This window comes from Pseudomonas sp. Hp2 (assembly GCF_006386585.1).
Lineage (GTDB): Bacteria > Pseudomonadota > Gammaproteobacteria > Xanthomonadales > Xanthomonadaceae > Pseudomonas_S > Pseudomonas_S boreopolis.
The window spans coordinates 196,833-216,978 of sequence record NZ_VAHJ01000002.1; the positions used below are offsets into that span (position 1 = coordinate 196,833).

Consider the following 20,146-nt stretch of genomic DNA (forward strand, 5'->3'; position numbering starts at 1 on the left):
GGAAGTCCGGGAGGGCGATCCGGGAATGGGGGCTCTGGCGAATCCCCAATCCCGAAACACGGATCCCGGCTTCAGTTCGCCTTGTGGATGGCGCGCTTGGACACCGCCATCGCGGCATCGTGGATCGCCTCCGACAGGGTCGGGTGGGCGTGGCAGATGCGCGCCAGGTCGTCGGCCGAGCCGCTGAACTCCATCGTCAGCACGCCCTCGTGGACCAGCTCGGAGACGTTGACGCCGACCAGGTGCAGGCCCAGCACGCGGTCGGTCTCGGCATGCGCCAGCACCTTCACGAAGCCGGCCGGCTCGGCCATCGCCACCGCACGGCCGACGGCCGCGAACGGGAAGCTGCCGGCCTTGTACGGCACGCCTTCGGCCTTGAGCTGCTGCTCGGTCTTGCCGACCCAGGCGATTTCCGGCTCGGTGTAGATCACCCACGGGATCGTGTCGAAGTTGACGTGGCCAGGCAGGCCGGCGATCAGCTCGGCCACGGCGATGCCTTCCTCGAAGCCCTTGTGCGCCAGCATCGGGCCGCGCACGCAGTCGCCGATCGCCCAGACCCCGTCGACGCCGGTGTGGCAGTGCTCGTCGACCTCGATCTGGCCGCGCTCGTTGAGCTTGACGCCGGTGCCTTCGGCCAGCAGGCCCTTGGTGGCGGCGCGGCGGCCGACGGCCACCAGCAGCTTGTCCACGGTCAGGGTCTTCTCGCCCTCGGCGTCGGCGTAGGTGACGACCACTTCCTTGTTGGCCCCCTTGCCGGTGACCTCGGTCTTGCTGACCTTGGCGCCCAGCTTGATGTCCAGGCCCTGCTTCTTGAACTCCTTGGCCGCGGTCTTGGCGACCTCGGCGTCGGCGGCGGCCAGGAAGTCCGGCAGCGCCTCGAGGATGGTGACCTCGGCGCCCAGGCGCTTCCACACGCTGCCCAGCTCCAGGCCGATCACGCCGGCGCCGATCACCGCCAGGCGCTTGGGCACTTCGGTGAAGTCCAGCGCGCCGACGTTGTCGACGATGGTCTCGCCGTCGAACTTGGCGAACGGCAGCTCGATCGAATCCGAGCCGGCGGCCAGGATCACGTTGGCGGCCTTCAGCTCGACCTCGCCACCTTCGTGCTGCTTGACCTTGACCACGTTGCCCGGCTGCAGCTGGGCGAAGCCGTAGTACGGCGTGACCTTGTTCGCCTTGAACAGCATCGCGATGCCGCCGGTGAACTGCTTCACGATCTTGTCCTTGCGGCCGACCATCGCCGCCACGTCGATCTTGGCGTCCTTGAAGGTGATGCCGTGCTCGCCGAACAGGTGGCCCATGTTCCAGTACTGGCGCGAGGAATCCAGCAGCGCCTTGGACGGGATGCAGCCCACGCGCAGGCAGGTACCGCCGAGGGCGGGCTTGCCGTCCTTGCCGAGCGCCGCGTCGACGCAGGCGACCTTCATGCCCAGCTGGGCGGCGCGGATGGCGGCGTGGTAGCCGGCCGGGCCGGCACCGATGACGATGACGTCGTATTGCTGTTGTTCGCTCATTTCATTGGCTCACGTGATTCGTGATTCGTGATTCGTGATTCGTTGAAGCGGGAATGGCGTCGCCTTTGCGAATCACCATTCACGAATCACGAATCACGGCTTTATCACAGGCCGAACAGCATCCGGCCCGGGTTCTCCAGCTGGTTCTTGATGTCGACCAGGAACTGCACCGAGTCCTTGCCGTCGATGATGCGGTGGTCGTAGGACAGCGCCAGGTACATCATCGGGGCGATCACGACCTGGCCGTTCTCGGCGATCGGGCGCTCCTTGATCGCGTGCATGCCCAGGATCGCGCTCTGCGGCGGGTTGACGATCGGGGTCGACAGCAGCGAGCCGAAGGTGCCGCCGTTGGTGACGGTGAAGGTGCCGCCCTGCAGTTCCTCCAGGCTCAGCTTGCCTTCGCGCGCCTTCTTGGCGTAGTCGGCGATGCCCTTCTCGATGTCGGCGAAGGACATGCGCTCGACGTTGCGCAGCACCGGCGTCACCAGGCCCTTGTCGGTCGACACGGCGATGGAGATGTCGCTGTAGCCGTGGTAGATGATGTCGTCGCCGTCGATCGAGGCGTTGACCAGCGGGAAGCGCTGCAGGGCGTTGGCGGCGGCCTTCACGAAGAAGCTCATGAAGCCGAGCTTGATGCCGTGCGCCTTCTGGAACTCTTCCTGCAGTTCCTTGCGCGCGGCCGAGACCTTGGCGAGGTTGACCTCGTTGAAGGTGGTCAGCATCGCGGTCGAGTTCTTCGACTGCATCAGGCGCTCGGCGATGCGCTTGCGGATGCGGGTCATCGGCACGCGCTCTTCCGGGCGCGCGCCGGCGGCCTTGCCGGCCCCGCCGTTGCGGGCGTAGTTGACGATGTCCTCCTTGGTCACCGCGCCGCGGCGGCCGGTGCCTTCGACCTCGGCCGGGTCCACGCCCTCGGTGATCGCGGTGAAGCGGGCGCCCGGCGGCAGGCCGTCGGCGGCCGACTTGGCGGCCGGGGCCGGGGCGGCGGCCGCCTTGGCCGGAGCGGGGGCCGCGGCAGGAGCCGGGGCCTCGGCCTTCTTCTCCTCGGCGGCCGGCGCGGCCGGGGCCGCGGCGGCAGTGGCGCCTTCCTCGATGATCGCCAGCACGGTGTTGCTGGTCACGGTGCTGCCGGTGTCGAACTTGATTTCCTTCAGCACGCCGTCGACGGGCGACGGGACTTCCAGAACGACCTTGTCGGTCTCCAGGTCGACCAGGTTCTCGTCGCGCTTGACCGCTTCGCCGGCCTTCTTGTGCCAGCTGGCGATGGTGGCGTCGGAGACGGATTCGGGCAGTACCGGGACTTTGACTTCGGTGGCCATTTGCGGGGCGTCCTAGGGTTTCTTGTTTCTTGGGAAAGGTGAAGGGGGATTCTTATTCAGCGACCTGGTCGTTGAACGGATTGACCAGCGCGTCGGCCAGCAGCTGCTTGAGCTCCTCGACGTGCTCGGCCATGTGGCCGGCGGCCGGGGAGGCCGAGCGCGCGCGGCCGGCGTAGTGCAGCTCGCGGCCCTTCGGCAGGACGGCCTGCAGGTGGTGCTTGATCTGGTACCAGGCGCCCTGGTTCTGGGGCTCTTCCTGCGCCCACACCACGTCGGTGGCGTTGCCGTACTTGGCCAGCTCGGCGGCGAGCAGGGCGCGCGGGAACGGGTACAGCTGCTCCACGCGGATGATCGCCACGTCGTCCTGGCCGCGCTTCTGGGCGTCTTCCAGCAGGTCGTAGTAGACCTTGCCCGAGCAGACCACCACGCGCTTGACCTTGGCCGGATCGGCCACGGCGTCGCCGATGATGTGCTGGAACTCGCCGGTGGCCAGCTCGTCCAGGGTGGACACGGCCAGCTTGTGGCGCAGCAGCGACTTGGGCGACATCACCACCAGCGGCTTGCGGGTGGTCATGCACAGCTGGCGGCGCAGCATGTGGAAGCACTGGGCCGGCGTGGTCGGGGTGCAGACCAGCATGTTCTCCATCGCGCACAACTGCAGGAAGCGCTCCAGGCGCGCCGAGCTGTGCTCCGGACCCTGGCCTTCGTAGCCGTGCGGCAGCAGCAGCACCAGGCCGCTGAGGCGGCTCCACTTGGCCTCGCCGGCGGCGATGAACTGGTCGATCACGACCTGGGCGCCGTTGGCGAAGTCGCCGAACTGCGCTTCCCAGATGCACAGCGTGTTCGGGTCGGTGGTCGAGTAGCCGTACTCGAAGCCCATCACCGCCTCCTCGCTGAGCAGCGAGTCGATCACGGTGGCGTCGTCCGGGTTCTGCACCAGCTGGCGCAGCGGCAGGTAGTACTCGTCGGTCTTCTGGTCGTGGATGATCGCGTGGCGGTGGAAGAACGTGCCGCGGCCGGCGTCCTCGCCCACCAGGCGCAGGCGGTGGCCTTCCTCGAGCAGGGTGGCGTAGGCCAGGTTCTCGGCGAAGCCCCAGTCGGCCGGCAGGTCGCCGGTGCTCATCTTGGCGCGGTCTTCGTAGATCTTCTTGACGCGGTTGTGCATCTCGATCCCGGCCGGGATCGTGTTGATGACCTCGGCCAGCTTGACCAGCTTGGACTTGTCGTAGCCGGTGTCGATCTTGTCCTTCAGGCTGCCGGTCAGGTACTTGGACCAGTCGATCGCGAACTCGTCCTCGCGGCGCGGCGCCAGCTCGGTGGTGTACTCGCCCGAATCGAGCTTGCCGCGGTAGGCGTCGACCAGCGCCTGGGCCTCGCCCGGCTGGATCACGCCGTCCTTCTCCAGTTGCGCCGCGTACAGCTCGCGGGTGGTCTGGTGCTTGCGGATGATCTGGTACATCACCGGCTGCGTGACCGCCGGCTCGTCGGCCTCGTTGTGGCCCCAGCGGCGGTAGCAGACCAGGTCGATGAAGACGTCCTTCTTGAACTTCTGGCGGAAGTCGTAGGCCAGCTCGGTGACGTAGGCCACCGCGTCCGGGTCGTCGCCGTTGACATGGAACACCGGCGCTTCGACCATCTTGGCCACGTCGGTGCAGTACAGGGTCGAGCGCGCGTCGTCGACGCGGCTGGTGGTGAAGCCGACCTGGTTGTTGATCACGATGTGCAAGGTGCCGCCGATGGCGAAACCGCGCGCCTGCGACATCTGCAGCAGTTCCATCACCACGCCCTGGCCGGCCAGGGCGGCGTCGCCGTGGATCAGGATCGGCAGCACGCGGCTGCGGTCGGCATCGCCGTAGCGCTCCTGGCGCGAGCGCACCGAACCGGCGACGACCGGGTCGACGATCTCCAGGTGCGAGGGGTTGAACGCCAGCGCCAGGTGCAGCGGGCCGCCCGGGGTGGCCACGTCGGCGGAGAAGCCCATGTGGTACTTCACGTCGCCGGTGTGGGCACGGTCGTCGTGGGCGTGCTCGAACTTGCCCTCGAACTCGTCGAACAGCTTGCGCGGGTTCTTGCCGAGCGTGTTGATCAGCACGTTCAGGCGGCCGCGGTGGGCCATGCCGATCACCACGTCGCGCACGCGCTCCTCGCCGGCGCGGCGCACCAGCACGTCCATCATCGGGATCAGCGAGTCGCCGCCTTCCAGCGAGAAGCGCTTCTGGCCGACGTACTTGGTGTGCAGGTAGCGCTCCAGACCCTCGGCGGCGGTGAGCCGCTCGAGCATGCGCTTGCGGGTCTCGGCGCTGGCCTTGTACCTGCCGCCGTCCTGCTCCAGGCGCTGGTAGATCCACTGGCGCTGCTCGACGTCGGAGATGTACATGAACTCCGAGCCGATGCTGCCGTTGTAGGTGCTCTTCAGGCGCGCGAACAGGTCGCGCAGCTTCATGCGCGGCTGGCCGCCGACGCCGCCGGTGCTGAACTCGGTGTCCAGGTCCGACTGCGACAGGTTATGGAAGGGCAGGTCCAGGTCCGGCGGGTTGAGCGGCGGGGTCAGGCCGAGGGGGTCCAGGCGGGCGCCGAGGTGGCCGCGCGAGCGGTAGGCGGTGATCAGGCGACCGACGTTGCGTTCGCGTTCGTCGCTCGGACCGCTCCCCCCGCCGATGCCGTCGTTCAGGGCCTGCTTGGCCGCTTCGGCGATGTGGGCGACGACCGCCGAGTGCGGGATGTCGCCGGCTTCGCGGCCCTTGAAACCGTCGAAGTAGGCTTTCCACTTGGGATCGATGCTGTCGGGGGAGACGAGGTACTGCTCGTAGAGGTCCTCGATATAGGCGGCATTGCCGCCGGCGAGCTGCGAAGACTGCGCGAACTGCTTTAGTAGATTGTCCACGATCGTAGGTCGGGTGGGATGGCTTGGATGCGGTCTGCGCCCGGTACGGCACGCGCCGGGCCTGGATGAAGCCGAAAAAGTATACCCCCGCATCTACAGCGCAGATGTGTGGAACAGGTATGGGGCGATATGGCGCGGATATCGTGGAAGGCGCGGCCAGACCGGACGCAGCCGGCGGGAAACGCGCGGATAACCCTGCTTTTTTCGCTTCGCCGGGAGCGGATGGCGGCCCGGGTCGCGCCGCTGGCCTGCACGGGATGCGGCAGGAATCCGGGTGCGTTGGACCAAAGTAGTAATCCGCCCGGTCAGGAGGCAGACAGGCGAGCGGGCTCGAGCGGCGCCGTTCCCGCGGAGGCGCTTCGCGGGAACGGCGGCGGCATCCGGGCGACGGTCAACCGGCCTCGTCTTCGGTGCCGGCAGGCTGGTAGTGCCCGGCCGCGACCAGGTCCGCGAGCGCGGCCCGGCCCTTCTCCGAGAGCCGCGCGTAGTCGCCGGCGTCGAGGGTCTCCCGCTCCGCCAGCAGTTGCGCATCGGCGACGGTGAGCGGGTACGACAGGCCCGTGCAGAACAGCGTGGCCCCGCGTTTGGCCCGGCGCCAGGCCACGCGCGACCAGGGATGGCGGTGCAGCGACAAGCCTTCGGCCAGGGCCCGCTCGAGCGCGGCGCGGTCGGGCGCGTCCGGCGCGGGCATCACCTCGCCCGAGGCGCGGTAGGTGGTGATGAAGCGGCCGAACCAGTCGCCGAGCTTGTCCGGATCGTTCATGCGCAGCGCATTGAGCGCCGCGATCGCCCGGCCCATCGCCGCGGTGTCGATTTCCCAGGGGTCGGCCGGCACGGCGAGGTCCTCGTCGTGGTAGCGGACGGCCTCGTCCGCTTCGGCGACGAGGGTGTCCAGGTAGTCGCCGATCAGCTCCGCCGACGAGGGCGCGCGCATGCCGATCGAGAAGGTCAGGCACGGATCCTCGGCGACGCCGTGGTGCGGCACCAGCGGCGGCAGGTAGAGCATGTCGCCGGGCGCCAGCACCCAGTCGTGGGTCGGGCGGAACGTGCGCAGCAGCTTGATGTCCACGTCGTCGCGGAAGGCCAGGTCGGGTGCCTTGCGGCCCATCGCGGCGCTCGCGTCGATCTGCCAGCGGCGGTGGCCGTGGGCCTGCAGCAGGAACACGTCGTAGTGGTCCACGTGCGCGCCGACCGAGCCGCCGGTGGCGGCGAAGCTGATCATGACGTCGTCGATGCGCCAGCGCGGCAGGAAGCGGAACTGCTCCAGCAGGATGCGCACGTCCGGGTCCCACTTGTCGACGTCCTGCACCAGCAGGGTCCAGTCGTGGTCGGGCAGGCCCGGGAAATCCTCTTCCTGGAACGGGCCGCTGCGCACGCTCCAGTCGTCGCTGCCCCGGTCGTGGCGGATCAGGCGGGCGAGCACGCCGTCCTCGCAGGCCAGGCCGGCCAGGTCCTCGGGCGTCACCGGGGTCCGGAAATCCGGGAAGGCATTGCGGACCAGCAGCGGCCGCTTGTGCCAGTAGTCGCGCAGGAAGCGGTCGGCGGGCATGCCCAGCGGGTGCTGGCGGGTGGCCTGGATCTCGAAGGGCAGAGGATTGGAAGTCTTCTTCATTGCAAGGTCGCGGAAGGCGCGCGGCGCCATGGGGGCGCCATTGTCGCCCAGCACGAGGCGGCCTGGCTTGCGCCGTGGGCGCCGCCGTCAGGCGGGATCGGCGATCTCGTCGTAGCCGCGGCCGAGGAACTGCAGCAGGCACCAGCCGTGGCCGAACGGATCGGCGAGCCGCACGAGCCGGCCCCAGGCCGCCTCGCGGATGCCGCCTTCCTGGATGAAGCCGGCGCGTAGCGCGCGGTCCAGGACGGCGTCGAGATCGTCCACGACCACGTCCAGATGCAGCGGCGTCCAGTGGCGGGCGTAGTCGCGCGGCCGGTCCATGGCGGCGATGGTGCCGGGCGGCTGCTCCAGCAGGTAGACCGGCACGGCGGCGCCGAGCAGTTCCAGGCACCCGCTCCCGAGGCGGCGGCCGGTGGCCAGGCCGAAGGCCTGCCGATAGACGGCTTCGGCCCGGGCCAGGTCGGGGACGTCGAGGTTGACCAGCAACTGCATCTTCGCTTCCTCGCGGTCGTGGCCGGGACCGGCGTGCCCGGGAAACGGCATGGCCCGCGCGGGCGGGCCATGCCGTGGATTCAGATCGCGCGCGCCAGTCGCTCGGCCAGGCCGGTGTAGGCGCCGGGCGTCAGTTCGCGCAGGCGCTGCTTGTCGGCCGCGGGCAGTTCAAGCGACTCGACGAAGGCGCGCATCGATTCGGCGGTGATGCCCTGGCCGCGGGTCAGGGCCTTGAGCTGTTCGTACGGATTGGGCAGGCCGTGGCGGCGCATGACGGTCTGCACCGCCTCGGCCAGCACTTCCCAGGCGGCGTCGAGGTCGGCGTCCAGGCGCTGCGGGTTCACTTCCAGCTTGCCCAGGCCCTTGGCCAGCGATTCCAGCGCCACCTGGGTGTGGCCGAACGCGGTGCCGAGCGCGCGCAGCACGGTCGAGTCGGTGAGGTCGCGCTGCCAGCGGCTGATCGGCAGCTTGGCCGAGAAATGCTCGAACAGGGCGTTGGCCAGGCCGAAGTTGCCCTCGGCGTTCTCGAAGTCGATCGGGTTGACCTTGTGCGGCATGGTCGAGGAGCCGACTTCGCCTTCCTTGAGCTTCTGCTTGAAGTAGCCCAGCGAGATGTAGCCCCAGATGTCGCGCGCCAGGTCGACCAGGATGGTGTTGGCGCGACGGGTCGCGTCGCCGATCTCGGCGACGTTGTCGTGCGGCTCGATCTGGGTGGTGTACGGGTTGAACACCAGGCCCAGGCCTTCGACGAAGCGCTGCGCGAAGGCCGGCCAGTCCACGTCCGGGTAGCTGGCGACGTGCGCGTTGTAGTTGCCGACCGCGCCGTTGATCTTGCCGGTCAGCTCGACCGCGCCGATCTGCCCGACCTGGCGTTCCAGGCGCGCCACGACGTTGGCGATCTCCTTGCCGAGCGTGGTCGGCGAGGCGGTCTGGCCGTGGGTGCGCGAGAGCATCGGCTGGCCGGCCTGGGCGTGGGCGAGGGCGCGCAGCGAGGCGGCGATGCCTTGCAGCGCCGGCACCAGCACCTCGCGGCGGGCCTGGTCCAGCATCAGCCCGTAGGACAGGTTGTTGATGTCCTCGCTGGTGCAGGCGAAGTGCACGAACTCCAGCGCCGGGCCGAGCTCGGCATCGTCCTTGAGCTGCTCCTTGATGAAGTACTCCACCGCCTTGACGTCGTGGTTGGTGGTGCGCTCGATCTGCTTCACGCGGGCGGCGTGCTCGACGGAAAAGCCGGAGGCCAGGGCGCGCAGCCTGGCCTTGCCGGCCTCGCTGAAGTCCTTCAGCTCGGCGATGCCGGGCTCGGCGGCCAGCGCCAGCAGCCATTCGATCTCGACCTTCACGCGGGCGCGGATCAGGCCGTACTCGGAAAAGATCGGGCGCAGGGCGTCGACCTTGGTGGCGTAGCGGCCGTCGAGCGGGGACAGGGCGAGCAGGGCGGAATCCGACATGGGGCAGGAGCTGGAAACGGGCGGGGCGCGTATTCTACGCCGCCCGGCGCGGGCGGCGGCCGTGCCGGCGGATACCGGCATGGCGCGGCGCCCGTCGTGCGTGGTGCCCGCATTCCCCTCCATGTCCTTCCATGTACCGCCACGTATTCGTCCGTTTGCCGTTGCTGTCCGCGTCGTTCCTGATTTCCCCGCTCCAGGCCGCCGTACCGGCGGCGATCGCCCTGCCATACCAGGTCCGTCCCGATATCCCCACCTGCGAGCCCGGCCGGCTGAGCGAGGCGACCCGGCAGCGGGTGCTGGACCTGGTCAACCAGCTGCGCACCCTGCACGGCCTGGCCCCGGTGGCCTATGCGCCCCAGCTGCAGGCCCAGGCCGACGCCGCGGCCCTGGTGATGGCCGCCAATGGCGCCCTCAGCCACATGCCCGCGCCGGACTGGCGCTGCGCATCGCCGCTGGCCCAGCAGGGCGCGCGTACCAGCCTGCTCTACGGCGGCGCCGTGTCCCCGCTGCCGGCGATGGGGAGCGCGGACGACATCGTCGCCCGCTGGCTGAGCGATACCAACAACCTGGTCGCCGACGGACTGGGCCACCGGCGCTGGCTGCTCGATCCGTTCCTGCGCGAGGTCGCCTTCGCCTGGGTGGCCGGGCCGCTCGCCAACGGCATGCAGAGCGGAGCGGCGGCGCTGCGACTGGAACGCGGCTCCAATGCCGAACCCCTGCGCGGGGGCGGCGAGGTGGTGGCCTGGCCGGTCGGCGATTACCCGGGGCGCTACTTCGATCCGAACGCCTGGCTCTCGTTCTCGCTGCTGGTCGATCCCAGCCGTCCCGGCGGCGCCAACCACGAGGTGGACTACCGGCAGGCCCGGGTGCAGGTGCGCGATCCGGACGGCAACGTGCTGCCGCTGCTGGCCCTGCGCTACGACAACGAGTACTACGGCCTGCCGAACAACCTGCAGTTCCGCGTGGCCGGGCTGCGCCCGGGTATCCGTTACGACGTGGTGGTCGATGGGGTGGGCGTGGCCGGTGAGCTGCGCGAATTCCGCTACGGGTTCCGGGTCGTGCCGTAAGGGGCGTGCGGAAGCGGCGGTTTCGATCGGGCCGGACCGGGCCGGCATCGGTTCGGGCAATCTCCAACTTCGTCGTCCCCGCCTGCGCGGGGACGACGGTGGGTATGCCGATGGCGAAAAACGCGAGCCGGAAGAACCGCGTCTTGCCGAGCCGCCTTCCGGCACGACGGTGCCGCTACTCGGCGAGGTCCAACGCTGCTTGCCGGGCCACGTCCACGGCCTGGATGCGGTGCCCGGCCAGCCGGCGCACGGTCAGCCGCAGGCCGTCCAGTTCCACGCTCTCGTCCTGCTCGGGCAGGCGCTGCAGGGTGTGCACGATCAAGCCGCCGACCGAGTTGATGTGGTCAGGCGCCGCGATGTCCTGGCCGAGCAGCCGCTCCAGCCGGAACAGCGAAATGCTGCCGGCCACCCGCAACGAGCCGTCGCCGGTGCGGGTCGGGGCGTCGGTGCTGGCGTGCAGGTGCTCGTCCTCGATCTCGCCGACCACCACTTCCAGCAGGTCTTCCAGGGTGAAGAAACCCATCACCCGGCCATGCTCGTCGGTGCACAGCGCCAGATGCGTGGCGCCGCTACGGAAGCGTTCCAGCACCTGCGGCACCGGCGCCTGCACGGGCACCAGCGTGGGTGCGCGCAGCAGGCCGGCCGGTTCCGGCGCTTGATTGCCGGCCGCCATCGCCACCAGCAGGTCCTTGGTGTGCAGCACGCCGAGCACGTCCTCGCCGTCGCGCGCGAACCACGGATAACGGCTGTAGCGGGATTCGGCGAACTCGGCCAGCACCTGCGGCAAGTCCATGCCTTCGCGCAACGCGCGCAGGTGGTCGCGGCTGCGCATCAGGTCGCCGGCGACCAGGTCGGGCAGTTCCAGCGCCGAGCTCATCAGCGACAGGCCGTCGTCGTGCGGCTGGTCCGGCTGCTGGCGGCCGACGATCAGCTTGAGTTCCTCGCGGCTGTAGCGGTGCGATTGGTGGCCGGGCCGTTCCCAGCCGAGCGCGCGCAGCAACCCGTTTGCGCTGGCATTGAGCAGCTGGATCGCCGGGTACATCAGCCAGTAGAACAGGTACAGCGGCGCCGCGGTCCACAGCGACATCTGGTCGGGGCGGCGGATCGCCATCGACTTGGGCGCCAGTTCGCCGAGCACGATGTGCAGGAACGAGATCGTGCCGAAGGCGACCACGAAGGCGACCATGCTCGCGGTTTCCGGCGCCAGCCCGATCGCGTCGAACAGCGGTTGCAGCAGGTGGGCGAAGGCGGGCTCGCCGACCCAGCCCAGGCCGAGCGAAGCGAGCGTGATGCCGAGCTGGCAGGCCGATAGGTAGGCGTCCAGGTGGCCGTGCACGCTGAGCAGCAGGCGGCCGCGCCAGCCCTGGTCGCGCGCCAGGCCGACGGCCTGGGTATGGCGCAGTTTGACCAGGGCGAATTCGGCGGCGACGAAGAAGCCGTTGAGCGCCACCAGCAGCAGGGCCAGCAGCAGGAGAAGCAGGTTGCCGATCATCGCGCGTCACCTCGTGCCGGGGCGGTTCCGAGGGGCGCGTCGCAAGCGGTGCGAGGGCGGAAGCGGGAGGAGTTGCGTCGTCGGTATCGACAGTCGGGGTCGTCGTCCATGCAAGGGGATGGAATCGTGCGGAATCCCGATTGTAGGGCGTGTCGTCATGTCCCGAGTAGGCCGCGTTGGGTCTGGAAAGCCGTCAGCCGGTGTTGCATGGCGCGGCGCCTGACTGGCCGTCAGGTCAAGCCGCGCGGCGCCGGATGGCGGCTTTCCAGGCCCAACCCACGGGGCAGCCGCTGCGCGCACCCGGCACGCGCAGCGACGGCGCGACCTGCTCGGACATAACGACACGCCCTACCGGACGCCCCGGCGCTATGCTTCGCAGGTCACGCCCGCCCTTCGCCAGCCGCGACCTTGCCGGACGCCCGAGCCCCGTTTCACCAAGCATTGGGGCGTAGGGAGGATCGTTCCGGTTCGAGTCCCGTCATTCCGCAACCTGGGAGTTTCCGATGAAAGAACGTTTCCGGACCGAACACGACAGCATGGGCGAGCTGCAGGTGCCCGCCGATGCGCTGTGGGGCGCGCAGACCCAGCGCGCCGTGCAGAACTTCCCCGTGTCCGGCCAGCCGATGCCGCGCGGCTTCATCCGTGCGCTGGGCCTGATCAAGGCCGCCGCCGCGCAGGTCAACGCCGAACTCGGCCTGTTGCCGAAGGCGGCGTCCAAGGCGATCCAGGCCGCCGCGCTGGACGTGGCGGAAGGCCGCCACGACGCGCATTTCCCGATCGACATCTACCAGACCGGTTCGGGCACCTCGTCGAACATGAACGCCAACGAGGTGATCGCGACGCTGGCGTCGCGATCGTCCAAGGACGCGGGCAAGGGCGGCATCCATCCCAACGACCACGTCAACCTGGGCCAGAGCTCCAACGACGTGGTGCCGACGGCGATCCGCGTCTCCGCGCAGCTGGGCGTGGTGGAACAGCTGCTGCCGGCGCTCAAGCACCTGCGCAAGACCATCGACAAGCGCGCCAGGAGCCTGGACAAGGTGGTCAAGACCGGCCGCACCCACCTGATGGACGCGATGCCGCTGACCTTCGGGCAGGAGTTCCGCGCCTGGTCGGCGCAGCTGGCGTCGGCGCAGGAGCGCATCGAGGACAGCCTCAAGCGCCTGCGCCGGCTGCCGCTGGGCGGCACTGCGATCGGCACCGGCATCAATGCCGACCCGCGCTTCGGCGGCAAGGTCGCCAAGGCGCTGACCGCGCTGGCCGGAACCAAGTTCGAGAGCGCCGGGAACAAGTTCGAAGGGCTGGCCGCGCAGGACGACGCGGTCGAGTTGTCCGGCCAGCTCAACGCGCTGGCGGTGGCCCTGATCAAGATCGCGAACGACCTGCGCTGGATGAATTCCGGGCCGCTCGCCGGCCTCGGCGAGATCGAGCTGCCCGCGTTGCAGCCGGGCTCGTCGATCATGCCGGGCAAGGTCAACCCGGTGATCCCGGAAGCGACGGTGATGGCCGCCGCGCAGGTGATCGGCCACCACGCCGCGATCACCGTGGCGGGGCAGACCGGCAACTTCCAGCTCAACGTGGCGCTGCCGCTGATCGCCGCCAACCTGCTGGATTCGATCCGGCTGCTGGCGAACGTCTCGACGCTGCTGGCCGACAAGGCGATCGCCGGGCTGAAGGTGCGCGAGGACAACGTCAAGCGCGCGCTGGATCGCAATCCGATCCTGGTGACCGCGTTGAACCCGGTGATCGGCTACGAGAAGGCCGCGGCGATCGCCAAGCGCGCCTACAAGGAGAACCGGCCGGTGCTGGACGTGGCCAAGGAGGACAGCGGCCTGTCCGAGGCCGAACTGCGCCGGCTGCTGGATCCGGCCGCGCTGACGGAAGGCGGCATCCACGCAGGCGCCGGCGGCGGCGGTTGAGGCTGCGCTCCGATTGAGGCCCCTCTCCCTCAGGGAGAGGGGTTGGGGTAGGGGTACGGGCGAAGCGGCGTCCGCACCCTCATCCGGCGCTTCGCGCCACCTTCTCCCGGTGAGAGAAGGAACTGCGCTCCCCGGGAGGGGAGCAGGCGCTGCCTCAATGCCGCTCGGCCTGCAGGTTGCCGAAACTCTCGCGGTACGGCTGCAACGGCGGGATCGCCTGCAGCAACTCGCCGCTGAGCTGGTCGATCTCGGGCGTGGACCGCACCGGGATCGCGCGATAGTCCGGATCGGGCTTGGCCTCGGCCAGCGCTTGCTGGCGCAGCATCTGCAGGTGGCCGAACAGCAATTGCAGCTTGGCGCGGTTGGGCGCCTGCTGCGGCAGCACGATGTCGTCGATGCGCAGGGTGCCGTCGGGGCTGATCTGCGCATTGGCGGCCGGCGCGCGGCGCAGCAGCACGGCGCCGCTGCTGATCGAGACGCGCGGCTTGGAGCGCTCGGCGCGGTCGGAGGACGAACGGCCGCAGGCGACCAGCGCGGGCAGCAGGAGCGCGGCCAGGCAAAGAAGGAGGAGTTTCTTCATGGGAGAACGGCGCGGAGGAAGATTGCGCCATTCTATGGGTCCCGTCCGTTTTTTGTGGGAGCGGCTTTAGCCGCGATGGGGCGTTACCGGCAACGCCCCATCGCGGCTAAAGCCGCTCCCCACAAAAGCCGCTCCTGCGTTCAGGGGCTGGCATGTCGCCGGCCCACGCCGGTTGCCTCACTGGGCCGAAAGCAAGTCCAGCGGCTCGTGGATGCGATAGATGCCGGATTCTGCGGCCATTTGTCGCAAGTAGTTGCCGTGTCCGGCCCCGTAGATGACCAGGATGCGGTCGCCCTCGGCGGTATTCCTGGCGATGTTGTTGAAGATCGCCAGGTTTCTTCCGAACCAGTACTGCACCCAATTCGCGCCGATCGGGTCGTCAGGCGTGCCGAACAGGCCGACGAGGTAGTAGCTCCTGGCGTTCTTGCGGAGCCATTGGTCCGAGTTGAGGTTCTTCAGCATGTCCAGGATGGAACCCTGGTTGAGAACGCGTTGATCGTTGTCAGCCCAGATTTTTCCTTCCGCCAGAAACGCCTCGTATTGTTTCTGCTGCTGATGGCGTTCGATGGCCTTCGGGTAGTTGATGCTCTCCTCGTCCTTGATGGCACCCATGCCGTCCGAATCGACGGCGTAGATCTTGTCGGGCTCGAGCCCCTGGCTGCAGGCGATCCGGAACCCGAGCTGTTCGGCTTCGCTCCTGCCCAGCGGGCGCGAGCCCTTGCAGGACTCGGCATAGTTCTGGCGGATCTTCTCCTGCTGCTCGCCATCCACCTCAAGCATGATCCTGGTCGGCCGGTAGCGTTCGATCAGGCTGGCGGCCTCCGCAATCTCGCGTTGCCGCCGCTCCGACAGCACGTCGTCCGCCTGGGTGTTGTGCACGTCGCGCCCGGGGTTGTTCATGTGGTAGCTGCCGATGAACAGGTAGTCGGCATACGGCGTGACCGACTGGGCGTTGGCCTGGGTGATGGCGGAAGCCGCGAAAGCGGCGAACAGGATGGCGAGGAGCTTCGAACGCATCTCTATCTCCATGAGATGAGGGGGTGGCAAGTCCGCCGCCGGCGCACACCCAGCCGCGCGGGCTTCGTGGGGAGCGGTCGCCCGGTCCTGGCTCAGCCTTTGCGGCAGTCCGTGGCGCTGTCCGTGTCGAGGTGGGCGTACGGCTTGAACGCCGGTACCTGGACGGCGAGGGCGTCCTGCGCGGCCTTCAGCCGGTCGAGGTGGTCGCAGATCTTCAGCGCCTGCTCCTTGATCCTGTCGGCCTGGGCTTCGACCTTCTCGCCGATCTTGTCGGTGTCGCCGCTGAGCACGCCCTTCAGCGCATCGCCGGCGGCCTGCACGCCGAGCAGGGCGCCCTGCTTGCCGATTTCGACGCCCTGCTGGGCGATCGCGCCGAGCTGGCTGCGATAGTCCAGGGCCAGCTGGCGCTGCGCGTCGGTCAGCGTCACCGCCTTGCCGTCGATCAGCAGGTCGCCGCTGGCGGTGATCGTGGCCGAAGGCAGGCCGTCGGCATCGAGCACGAGGCTGCCGTCGCGGAACAGGATGCTGTGGCCGCCGTCCTTGCTTTGCACGCGGGCGGTCTCGGACTGGTTGCAGGCGGTGGCGAGCGCGACGGTCAGTACCAGGAGCGGGACGAGTCGATGGAGTTTCATGGGGACGATGCCTTGTGGGTTCGTGGGAACGCTCAATCCTTGCGCGGAAGCGACACGCTGCCGCGCACGCCGCTGTGGTGCACGTCGCCGCTGCCCTTGCGCCTCAGCTCCAGGTTCCCGGATACGTTGCGCACGCCCAGGTCGCCCGATCCGATCGAATCGACGGTGACGCTGCCGTCGACGTCGGCGAGCTCGATGTCGCCGGAACCGATCCGGCCGATGCGGACCGAGCCTGCGACGCTGGAGATCTTCACGTCGCCGGAGCCGACTTCGCCGACCTCGACCGGACCGCGCACGGTGCGGGCGGTGACGTCGCCGGAGCCGACGTCGAGCAGCTTGAGGCCGCCGATGTCCTGCAGCTTCAGGTCGCCCGAGCCGGTCTTGGCGGTGACCATGCCCTTGACGTTGCGGATGTCGACGTCGCCGGAGCCCACGTCCGCGCTCAGCACGGTGCCGCCGGTGGACCAGGCGTCGCCGGAGCCGACGTCGAGCTGCACCAGCAGCGCTTCCGGCACGGTGGCCTGGATGTCGAGGTACGAATAGCTGTGGCCCAACGTGAGCTTGAGCGGCCGGTCGTTGGCGAGCTCGACGACCAGGCGGTCGCCCTCGCGCCTCTGCGTCACCTTGAGGTCCTTCAGCAGGTCCTCGTTCGAGGCGCAGGCGCGGCCTTTCAGCGCGCTGCCGGTGCCGGGGGCGGCCTGCAGGTGCAGGTCGTTGGCGTTGACCTTGAACAGCACCGACCTGGCGCCGGCCAGGTCGAGGGCCAGCGAGCGCGGCTCGCTGAACTTGCACTGGTCCTCGGCCATCGCCGGTGCGGCCAGCATCAGCAGGGAAGCGGTAAGCAACAGTCGCATGGTCATGTCCTTGGTCGTGGCGGGGCCTTCGACGGCCCCGCATCTCGGTGCAGGAGGATCAGATCTCGCCGTTGCGGCGGCGCAGGTAGATGGCGGCGGCGATGAAGGCGATGCCCACGACCGCGCCGATCCAGATATCGGGGCTGCCGTAGACCTTGGCCGGGTTGCCGTGCTGGAAGGCCCAGCTCAGCAGGTCGGCCGGACCATGGAGGGCGTCGCTGTCGATCGAACTGCCCTGCAGGCCGCGCGGCGACCAGGAACCCGGCCACACGCTCAGCAGGCCGCGATAGGCGACGATGTACCAGATCCAGCCCAGCGGCAGGTGCACGCCCGGCATCGCGGCGAGGATGCTGATCATCACGCAGGCCAGCAAGGGCACCAGGACCGCCCACAGGAACGGCTTGCTGCCTGCCCAGGCCGAGCAGAACATCAGCCAGCCAACCGTCGGCAGCGACCACAGCAGCCCCATCGGCACGGTCATCGCCACCAGTCCGAGCACCCGGAACGGATGCGAATGGGTCGCCATCGCCCACGGATTGGGCATGCCGGCGGCGGCCGCTCCCAGCATCGCGATCAGCCACAGCGCGATGCCGACCAACAGGCCGATGACGATCGCGATCAGCGGCGCGAGCAGCAAGGCCCAGGCGGCCTTGGCGAGCACGGCCTGGGTGTCGGAGATCGGCAGCGACTTCCAGAACAGGATGCTGCGGTCGCGGCGATCGTCGTACAGGCTGCCCAGCGCGTAGAAGAACACCACGAAGGCGAGCACGATCGAGGCGATGCCGATGCCGCCCAGCAGGAGGCCGTCGCCGATCGAGCCCAGCGTGCGGGTGTACTCCTGCACGTCGTCGATCCGGACCTTGCCGTCCTCGATGACCATGTTGTGGCTTGCGCTGATCACGCTGATCACCGCGCCGAGCGCGGCGAAGAACACCGCGATGCCGCCGGTGATCACCTGCGCCCAGAGGAATCCGCCGCGGTTCTCCCAGAACTCGCGCCTGAGCAGCCAGGCGAACGTGCTGCCCTTGGACGTCTTCAGCGAAACGGCGTTCATGCGTAGGTCCCCTTCATGATGGCGACGAACAGGTCGGCGAGGCCGGGCGTGCGGGTCTCGCCGAGGGCGGCGAGCCGGTCCTTGGGGACGCCGTCGAACAGCATCACGGTCTTGCCGAAGGGCAGGCCGCGCTCGTCGATCGGGCGCAGCGCGCGGGCCTCGTCCACGCGCTCGCCGGCCACCAGCAGCTCGGTGTAGCGGTCGGAGAGGTGTTCCATCTCGGCCGACAGCACCACCTTGCCGTCGCGGATGAACATCACGTCGCTGAGGATGTGCTCGATCTCCTCGACCTGGTGGGTGGTGACCAGGATGGTCTTCTGCTCGTCGAAGTAGTCCTCCAGCAGGCGCTGGTAGAACTGCTTGCGGTAGAGGATGTCCAGGCCGAGCGTCGGTTCGTCCAGCACCAGCAGGCGCGCGTCGATCGCCATCACCAGCGCCAGGTGCAGCTGCACGATCATGCCCTTGGACAGTTCGCGCACGCGCAGCTTCGAGTTGAGCTGGGTGTTGGCGAGGAAGCGCTCGCACTTGGCGCGGTCGAAGCGCGGGTGCACGCCGGCGACGAAGTCGATCGCCTCGCCGACCCGCAGCCAGCGCGGCAGCACCGCCACGTCGGCGATGAAGCACACCTCGTTCATCAGCCGGTCGCGATGGGTGTGCGGGTCCAGGCCCAGCACGCTCAGTTCGCCCTCGTACGGGGTCAGGCCCAGGATCGCCTTCAGCGCGGTGGTCTTGCCGGCGCCGTTGGGGCCGATCAGGCCGACGATGCGGCCGGCGCCGATCTGGAACGAGGCGCCGTCCAGGGCCAGCTTGTTCTTGTAGGCCTTGCGCAGGCCATGGGCGGATACGACGTGTTCGGGTGCGGCGTTCATGAGGATTTCCCCGGGGGCAGCAATTCTTCCAGACTCAATCCCAGCCGCTGGATGCGCTCCAGCACGGCCGGCCATTCCTCGTTGAGGAAGCGCTCGCGCTCGCTGCCACGCAGCTTGAGCGCCGCTTCCTCGGTCATGAACATGCCCAGCCCGCGGCGCTTTTCCACCAGGTTCTCGTCGGCCAGTTCCTGGTAGGCGCGCGAGACAGTGATCGGATTGAGCTGGTACTCGGCGGCCACCTGCCGTACCGAGGGCAGGGCATCGCCCGGCTTCAGGATGCCGTCCAGCATCATCGCGATGACGCGTTCCTTCAGTTGGCGGTAGATCGGAGCGCCGTCGCTCCACTGGATGTCACTCATAGGTCAGCTCCGTGGGCGCAGGATCTGCGCGAAGGAGAAGTAGGGCATCGACATCGAGGCGCGCTGGCGGCGTGCAGGCCGCTCCGGGGCCCCGGGGGGCGTCGCGTTTTCCTGATCCGTTTCCGAGGCGCCATAATCGGCGCCGGTGTCCGTGACCCGACCGGAAGCGGCTCCCAGGTATCCCGCGGAAAGCAGTACGGCGCTACACAGCAACAACGGAAACGGTCGCTTGAAGAGCCTGGAGTACATGGTGCCCCCTGCGCTGGATGACTGGTGTTGTATGTGACTATAACACCGACACGCAGGGTGTCAACCCGCTGTCATACCCAACCAAAGACAGGGGCGGCCCGGTCCCGCCACCTCCGCACCGGGGTCCGCATGAGCGTATTCAAGAAGCTGTTGAGCGTTGTATTCGCAGGGTTTTTCGCAATCGCCGGGACGGCGTCGGCCGCGACGCTGCTCGACCTGGACTACCGGCCGCTGGCCGGCAAGACGCCGGTCAACCTGAACGCCCGTTACGGTGGCAAGGTGCTGCTGGTGGTCAATACCGCCAGCAAGTGCGGTTTCACGCCGCAGTACGAGGGGCTGGAGGCGCTGCAGCAGCGCTTCGCCCCCCAGGGGTTCTCGGTGCTGGGCTTCCCTTCCAACGACTTCAAGGGCCAGGAGCCGGGGTCGGAGAAGGAGATCCAGGAGTTCTGCACGCTCACCTACGGGGTCAAGTTCCCGATGTTCGAAAAGGTGCACGTGGTCGGCGGCGAGGCCACGCCGCTGTACAAGGCCCTGGCCCGCGACACCGGCGTGGTGCCGGGCTGGAACTTCCACAAGTACCTGATCGCGCGGGACGGCCGGGTCGTGGCGCAGTTCCCGAGCAAGGTGCGTCCCGACGATCCGGCCTTGCTGGCCGCGATCGAGCGCGAGCTCAGGGCGCCGGCGCCCGCTCGCCCGCGCTGAGCCGCGGCATCGCGCCGGGCGCTCTACTTCGGCCGCGCCTGCATGCGACAATGACGTGGGTCCCCCACAACAGCACGGCACAT

General features: G+C 68.7%; 17 protein-coding genes. 3 read left to right on the forward strand and 14 right to left on the reverse strand.

The genetic code is table 11. From position 1 onward, the window contains the following. Window positions 1-71: 71 nt before the first annotated feature. The 6 genes from lpdA to purB form a co-directional block, all read right to left on the reverse strand. Window positions 72-1,514 carry a dihydrolipoyl dehydrogenase gene (lpdA, locus tag FD678_RS05850; RefSeq protein ID WP_140720326.1) on the reverse strand — a complete coding sequence of 481 codons (1,443 nt, stop codon included), beginning with the start codon at window positions 1,512-1,514 and terminating at the stop codon, window positions 72-74. A gap of 104 nt (window positions 1,515-1,618) precedes the next feature. Beyond that, window positions 1,619-2,833 carry a dihydrolipoyllysine-residue succinyltransferase gene (gene sucB / locus FD678_RS05855; RefSeq protein ID WP_140720328.1) on the reverse strand — a complete coding sequence of 405 codons (1,215 nt, stop codon included), beginning with the start codon at window positions 2,831-2,833 and terminating at the stop codon, window positions 1,619-1,621. 52 nt (window positions 2,834-2,885) lie between these two features. Beyond that, on the reverse strand, window positions 2,886-5,720 hold the full coding sequence (locus tag FD678_RS05860) for a 2-oxoglutarate dehydrogenase E1 component (protein ID WP_218569603.1): 2,835 nt from the start codon (window positions 5,718-5,720) through the stop codon (window positions 2,886-2,888). A 388-nt stretch (window positions 5,721-6,108) separates the two neighbouring features. Next, window positions 6,109-7,329: a ribosomal protein uL16 3-hydroxylase gene (locus FD678_RS05865; protein WP_140720333.1), complete on the reverse strand. Its 1,221-nt coding sequence runs from the start codon at window positions 7,327-7,329 to the stop codon at window positions 6,109-6,111. Window positions 7,330-7,416: 87 nt separating this feature from the next. After that, window positions 7,417-7,821, reverse strand: a complete 405-nt coding sequence (locus FD678_RS05870; RefSeq protein WP_140721871.1) for a VOC family protein — start codon at window positions 7,819-7,821, stop codon at window positions 7,417-7,419. A gap of 80 nt (window positions 7,822-7,901) precedes the next feature. Next, complete coding sequence (gene purB / locus FD678_RS05875) at window positions 7,902-9,269, reverse strand: adenylosuccinate lyase (protein WP_140720335.1); 1,368 nt, start codon at window positions 9,267-9,269, stop codon at window positions 7,902-7,904. A 131-nt stretch (window positions 9,270-9,400) separates the two neighbouring features. Here purB and FD678_RS05880 point away from each other — a divergent pair, with 131 nt between their 5' ends. Then, the gene (locus FD678_RS05880) at window positions 9,401-10,336 is read left to right on the forward strand and encodes a CAP domain-containing protein (RefSeq protein WP_140720337.1); all 936 of its coding nucleotides are present in this window, start codon (window positions 9,401-9,403) and stop codon (window positions 10,334-10,336) included. A gap of 175 nt (window positions 10,337-10,511) precedes the next feature. Here FD678_RS05880 and FD678_RS05885 read toward each other — a convergent pair whose 3' ends face one another. Beyond that, window positions 10,512-11,828, reverse strand: a complete 1,317-nt coding sequence (locus FD678_RS05885; RefSeq protein ID WP_140720340.1) for a hemolysin family protein — start codon at window positions 11,826-11,828, stop codon at window positions 10,512-10,514. 503 nt (window positions 11,829-12,331) lie between these two features. Here FD678_RS05885 and FD678_RS05890 point away from each other — a divergent pair. After that, window positions 12,332-13,747: a class II fumarate hydratase gene (locus tag FD678_RS05890; RefSeq protein ID WP_140720342.1), complete on the forward strand. Its 1,416-nt coding sequence runs from the start codon at window positions 12,332-12,334 to the stop codon at window positions 13,745-13,747. 154 nt (window positions 13,748-13,901) lie between these two features. On the opposite strand, the gene FD678_RS05895 is transcribed toward FD678_RS05890, so the two are convergent. From FD678_RS05895 to FD678_RS05925, 7 genes are all read right to left on the reverse strand, one after another. Further along, window positions 13,902-14,327 carry a hypothetical protein gene (locus FD678_RS05895; protein WP_140720344.1) on the reverse strand — a complete coding sequence of 142 codons (426 nt, stop codon included), beginning with the start codon at window positions 14,325-14,327 and terminating at the stop codon, window positions 13,902-13,904. Window positions 14,328-14,504: 177 nt separating this feature from the next. Beyond that, window positions 14,505-15,344, reverse strand: coding sequence for a DUF5694 domain-containing protein (locus tag FD678_RS05900; protein WP_140720347.1), 840 nt, complete (start codon window positions 15,342-15,344; stop codon window positions 14,505-14,507). Between the two features lie 92 nt (window positions 15,345-15,436). After that, complete coding sequence (locus FD678_RS05905) at window positions 15,437-15,976, reverse strand: DUF2884 family protein (protein WP_140720363.1); 540 nt, start codon at window positions 15,974-15,976, stop codon at window positions 15,437-15,439. A 32-nt stretch (window positions 15,977-16,008) separates the two neighbouring features. Beyond that, complete coding sequence (locus FD678_RS05910; RefSeq protein ID WP_140720365.1) at window positions 16,009-16,830, reverse strand: DUF4097 family beta strand repeat-containing protein; 822 nt, start codon at window positions 16,828-16,830, stop codon at window positions 16,009-16,011. Window positions 16,831-16,888: 58 nt separating this feature from the next. Beyond that, the gene (locus FD678_RS05915) at window positions 16,889-17,884 is read right to left on the reverse strand and encodes an ABC transporter permease (RefSeq protein ID WP_140720367.1); all 996 of its coding nucleotides are present in this window, start codon (window positions 17,882-17,884) and stop codon (window positions 16,889-16,891) included. After that, complete coding sequence (locus tag FD678_RS05920; RefSeq protein ID WP_140720369.1) at window positions 17,881-18,753, reverse strand: ABC transporter ATP-binding protein; 873 nt, start codon at window positions 18,751-18,753, stop codon at window positions 17,881-17,883. The genes FD678_RS05915 and FD678_RS05920 overlap by 4 nt, the downstream gene beginning before the upstream one ends. Continuing rightward, window positions 18,750-19,112 carry a GntR family transcriptional regulator gene (locus tag FD678_RS05925; RefSeq protein WP_140720371.1) on the reverse strand — a complete coding sequence of 121 codons (363 nt, stop codon included), beginning with the start codon at window positions 19,110-19,112 and terminating at the stop codon, window positions 18,750-18,752. Before FD678_RS05925 ends, FD678_RS05920 begins: the two co-directional genes overlap by 4 nt. Window positions 19,113-19,490: 378 nt before the next feature. Between FD678_RS05925 and FD678_RS05935 the strand changes: the two genes are divergently transcribed. Next, the gene (locus FD678_RS05935; protein ID WP_140720375.1) at window positions 19,491-20,063 is read left to right on the forward strand and encodes a glutathione peroxidase; all 573 of its coding nucleotides are present in this window, start codon (window positions 19,491-19,493) and stop codon (window positions 20,061-20,063) included. The last annotated feature ends 83 nt before the right edge of the window (window positions 20,064-20,146 follow it).

What these genes read in the sequence shown, in the direction of transcription:
- lpdA (WP_140720326.1), bottom strand. Translation starts at nt 1,514, where the DNA reads ATGAGCGAACAACAGCAATACGACGTCATCGTCATCGGTGCCGGCCCG.
- sucB (WP_140720328.1), bottom strand. Translation starts at nt 2,833, where the DNA reads ATGGCCACCGAAGTCAAAGTCCCGGTACTGCCCGAATCCGTCTCCGAC.
- FD678_RS05865 (WP_140720333.1), bottom strand. Translation starts at nt 7,329, where the DNA reads ATGAAGAAGACTTCCAATCCTCTGCCCTTCGAGATCCAGGCCACCCGC.
- FD678_RS05870 (WP_140721871.1), bottom strand. Translation starts at nt 7,821, where the DNA reads ATGCAGTTGCTGGTCAACCTCGACGTCCCCGACCTGGCCCGGGCCGAA.
- purB (WP_140720335.1), bottom strand. Translation starts at nt 9,269, where the DNA reads ATGTCGGATTCCGCCCTGCTCGCCCTGTCCCCGCTCGACGGCCGCTAC.
- FD678_RS05880 (WP_140720337.1), top strand. Translation starts at nt 9,401, where the DNA reads ATGTACCGCCACGTATTCGTCCGTTTGCCGTTGCTGTCCGCGTCGTTC.
- FD678_RS05885 (WP_140720340.1), bottom strand. Translation starts at nt 11,828, where the DNA reads ATGATCGGCAACCTGCTTCTCCTGCTGCTGGCCCTGCTGCTGGTGGCG.
- FD678_RS05890 (WP_140720342.1), top strand. Translation starts at nt 12,332, where the DNA reads ATGAAAGAACGTTTCCGGACCGAACACGACAGCATGGGCGAGCTGCAG.
- FD678_RS05895 (WP_140720344.1), bottom strand. Translation starts at nt 14,327, where the DNA reads ATGAAGAAACTCCTCCTTCTTTGCCTGGCCGCGCTCCTGCTGCCCGCG.
- FD678_RS05900 (WP_140720347.1), bottom strand. Translation starts at nt 15,344, where the DNA reads ATGCGTTCGAAGCTCCTCGCCATCCTGTTCGCCGCTTTCGCGGCTTCC.
- FD678_RS05905 (WP_140720363.1), bottom strand. Translation starts at nt 15,976, where the DNA reads ATGAAACTCCATCGACTCGTCCCGCTCCTGGTACTGACCGTCGCGCTC.
- FD678_RS05910 (WP_140720365.1), bottom strand. Translation starts at nt 16,830, where the DNA reads ATGCGACTGTTGCTTACCGCTTCCCTGCTGATGCTGGCCGCACCGGCG.
- FD678_RS05915 (WP_140720367.1), bottom strand. Translation starts at nt 17,884, where the DNA reads ATGAACGCCGTTTCGCTGAAGACGTCCAAGGGCAGCACGTTCGCCTGG.
- FD678_RS05920 (WP_140720369.1), bottom strand. Translation starts at nt 18,753, where the DNA reads ATGAACGCCGCACCCGAACACGTCGTATCCGCCCATGGCCTGCGCAAG.
- FD678_RS05925 (WP_140720371.1), bottom strand. Translation starts at nt 19,112, where the DNA reads ATGAGTGACATCCAGTGGAGCGACGGCGCTCCGATCTACCGCCAACTG.
- FD678_RS05935 (WP_140720375.1), top strand. Translation starts at nt 19,491, where the DNA reads ATGAGCGTATTCAAGAAGCTGTTGAGCGTTGTATTCGCAGGGTTTTTC.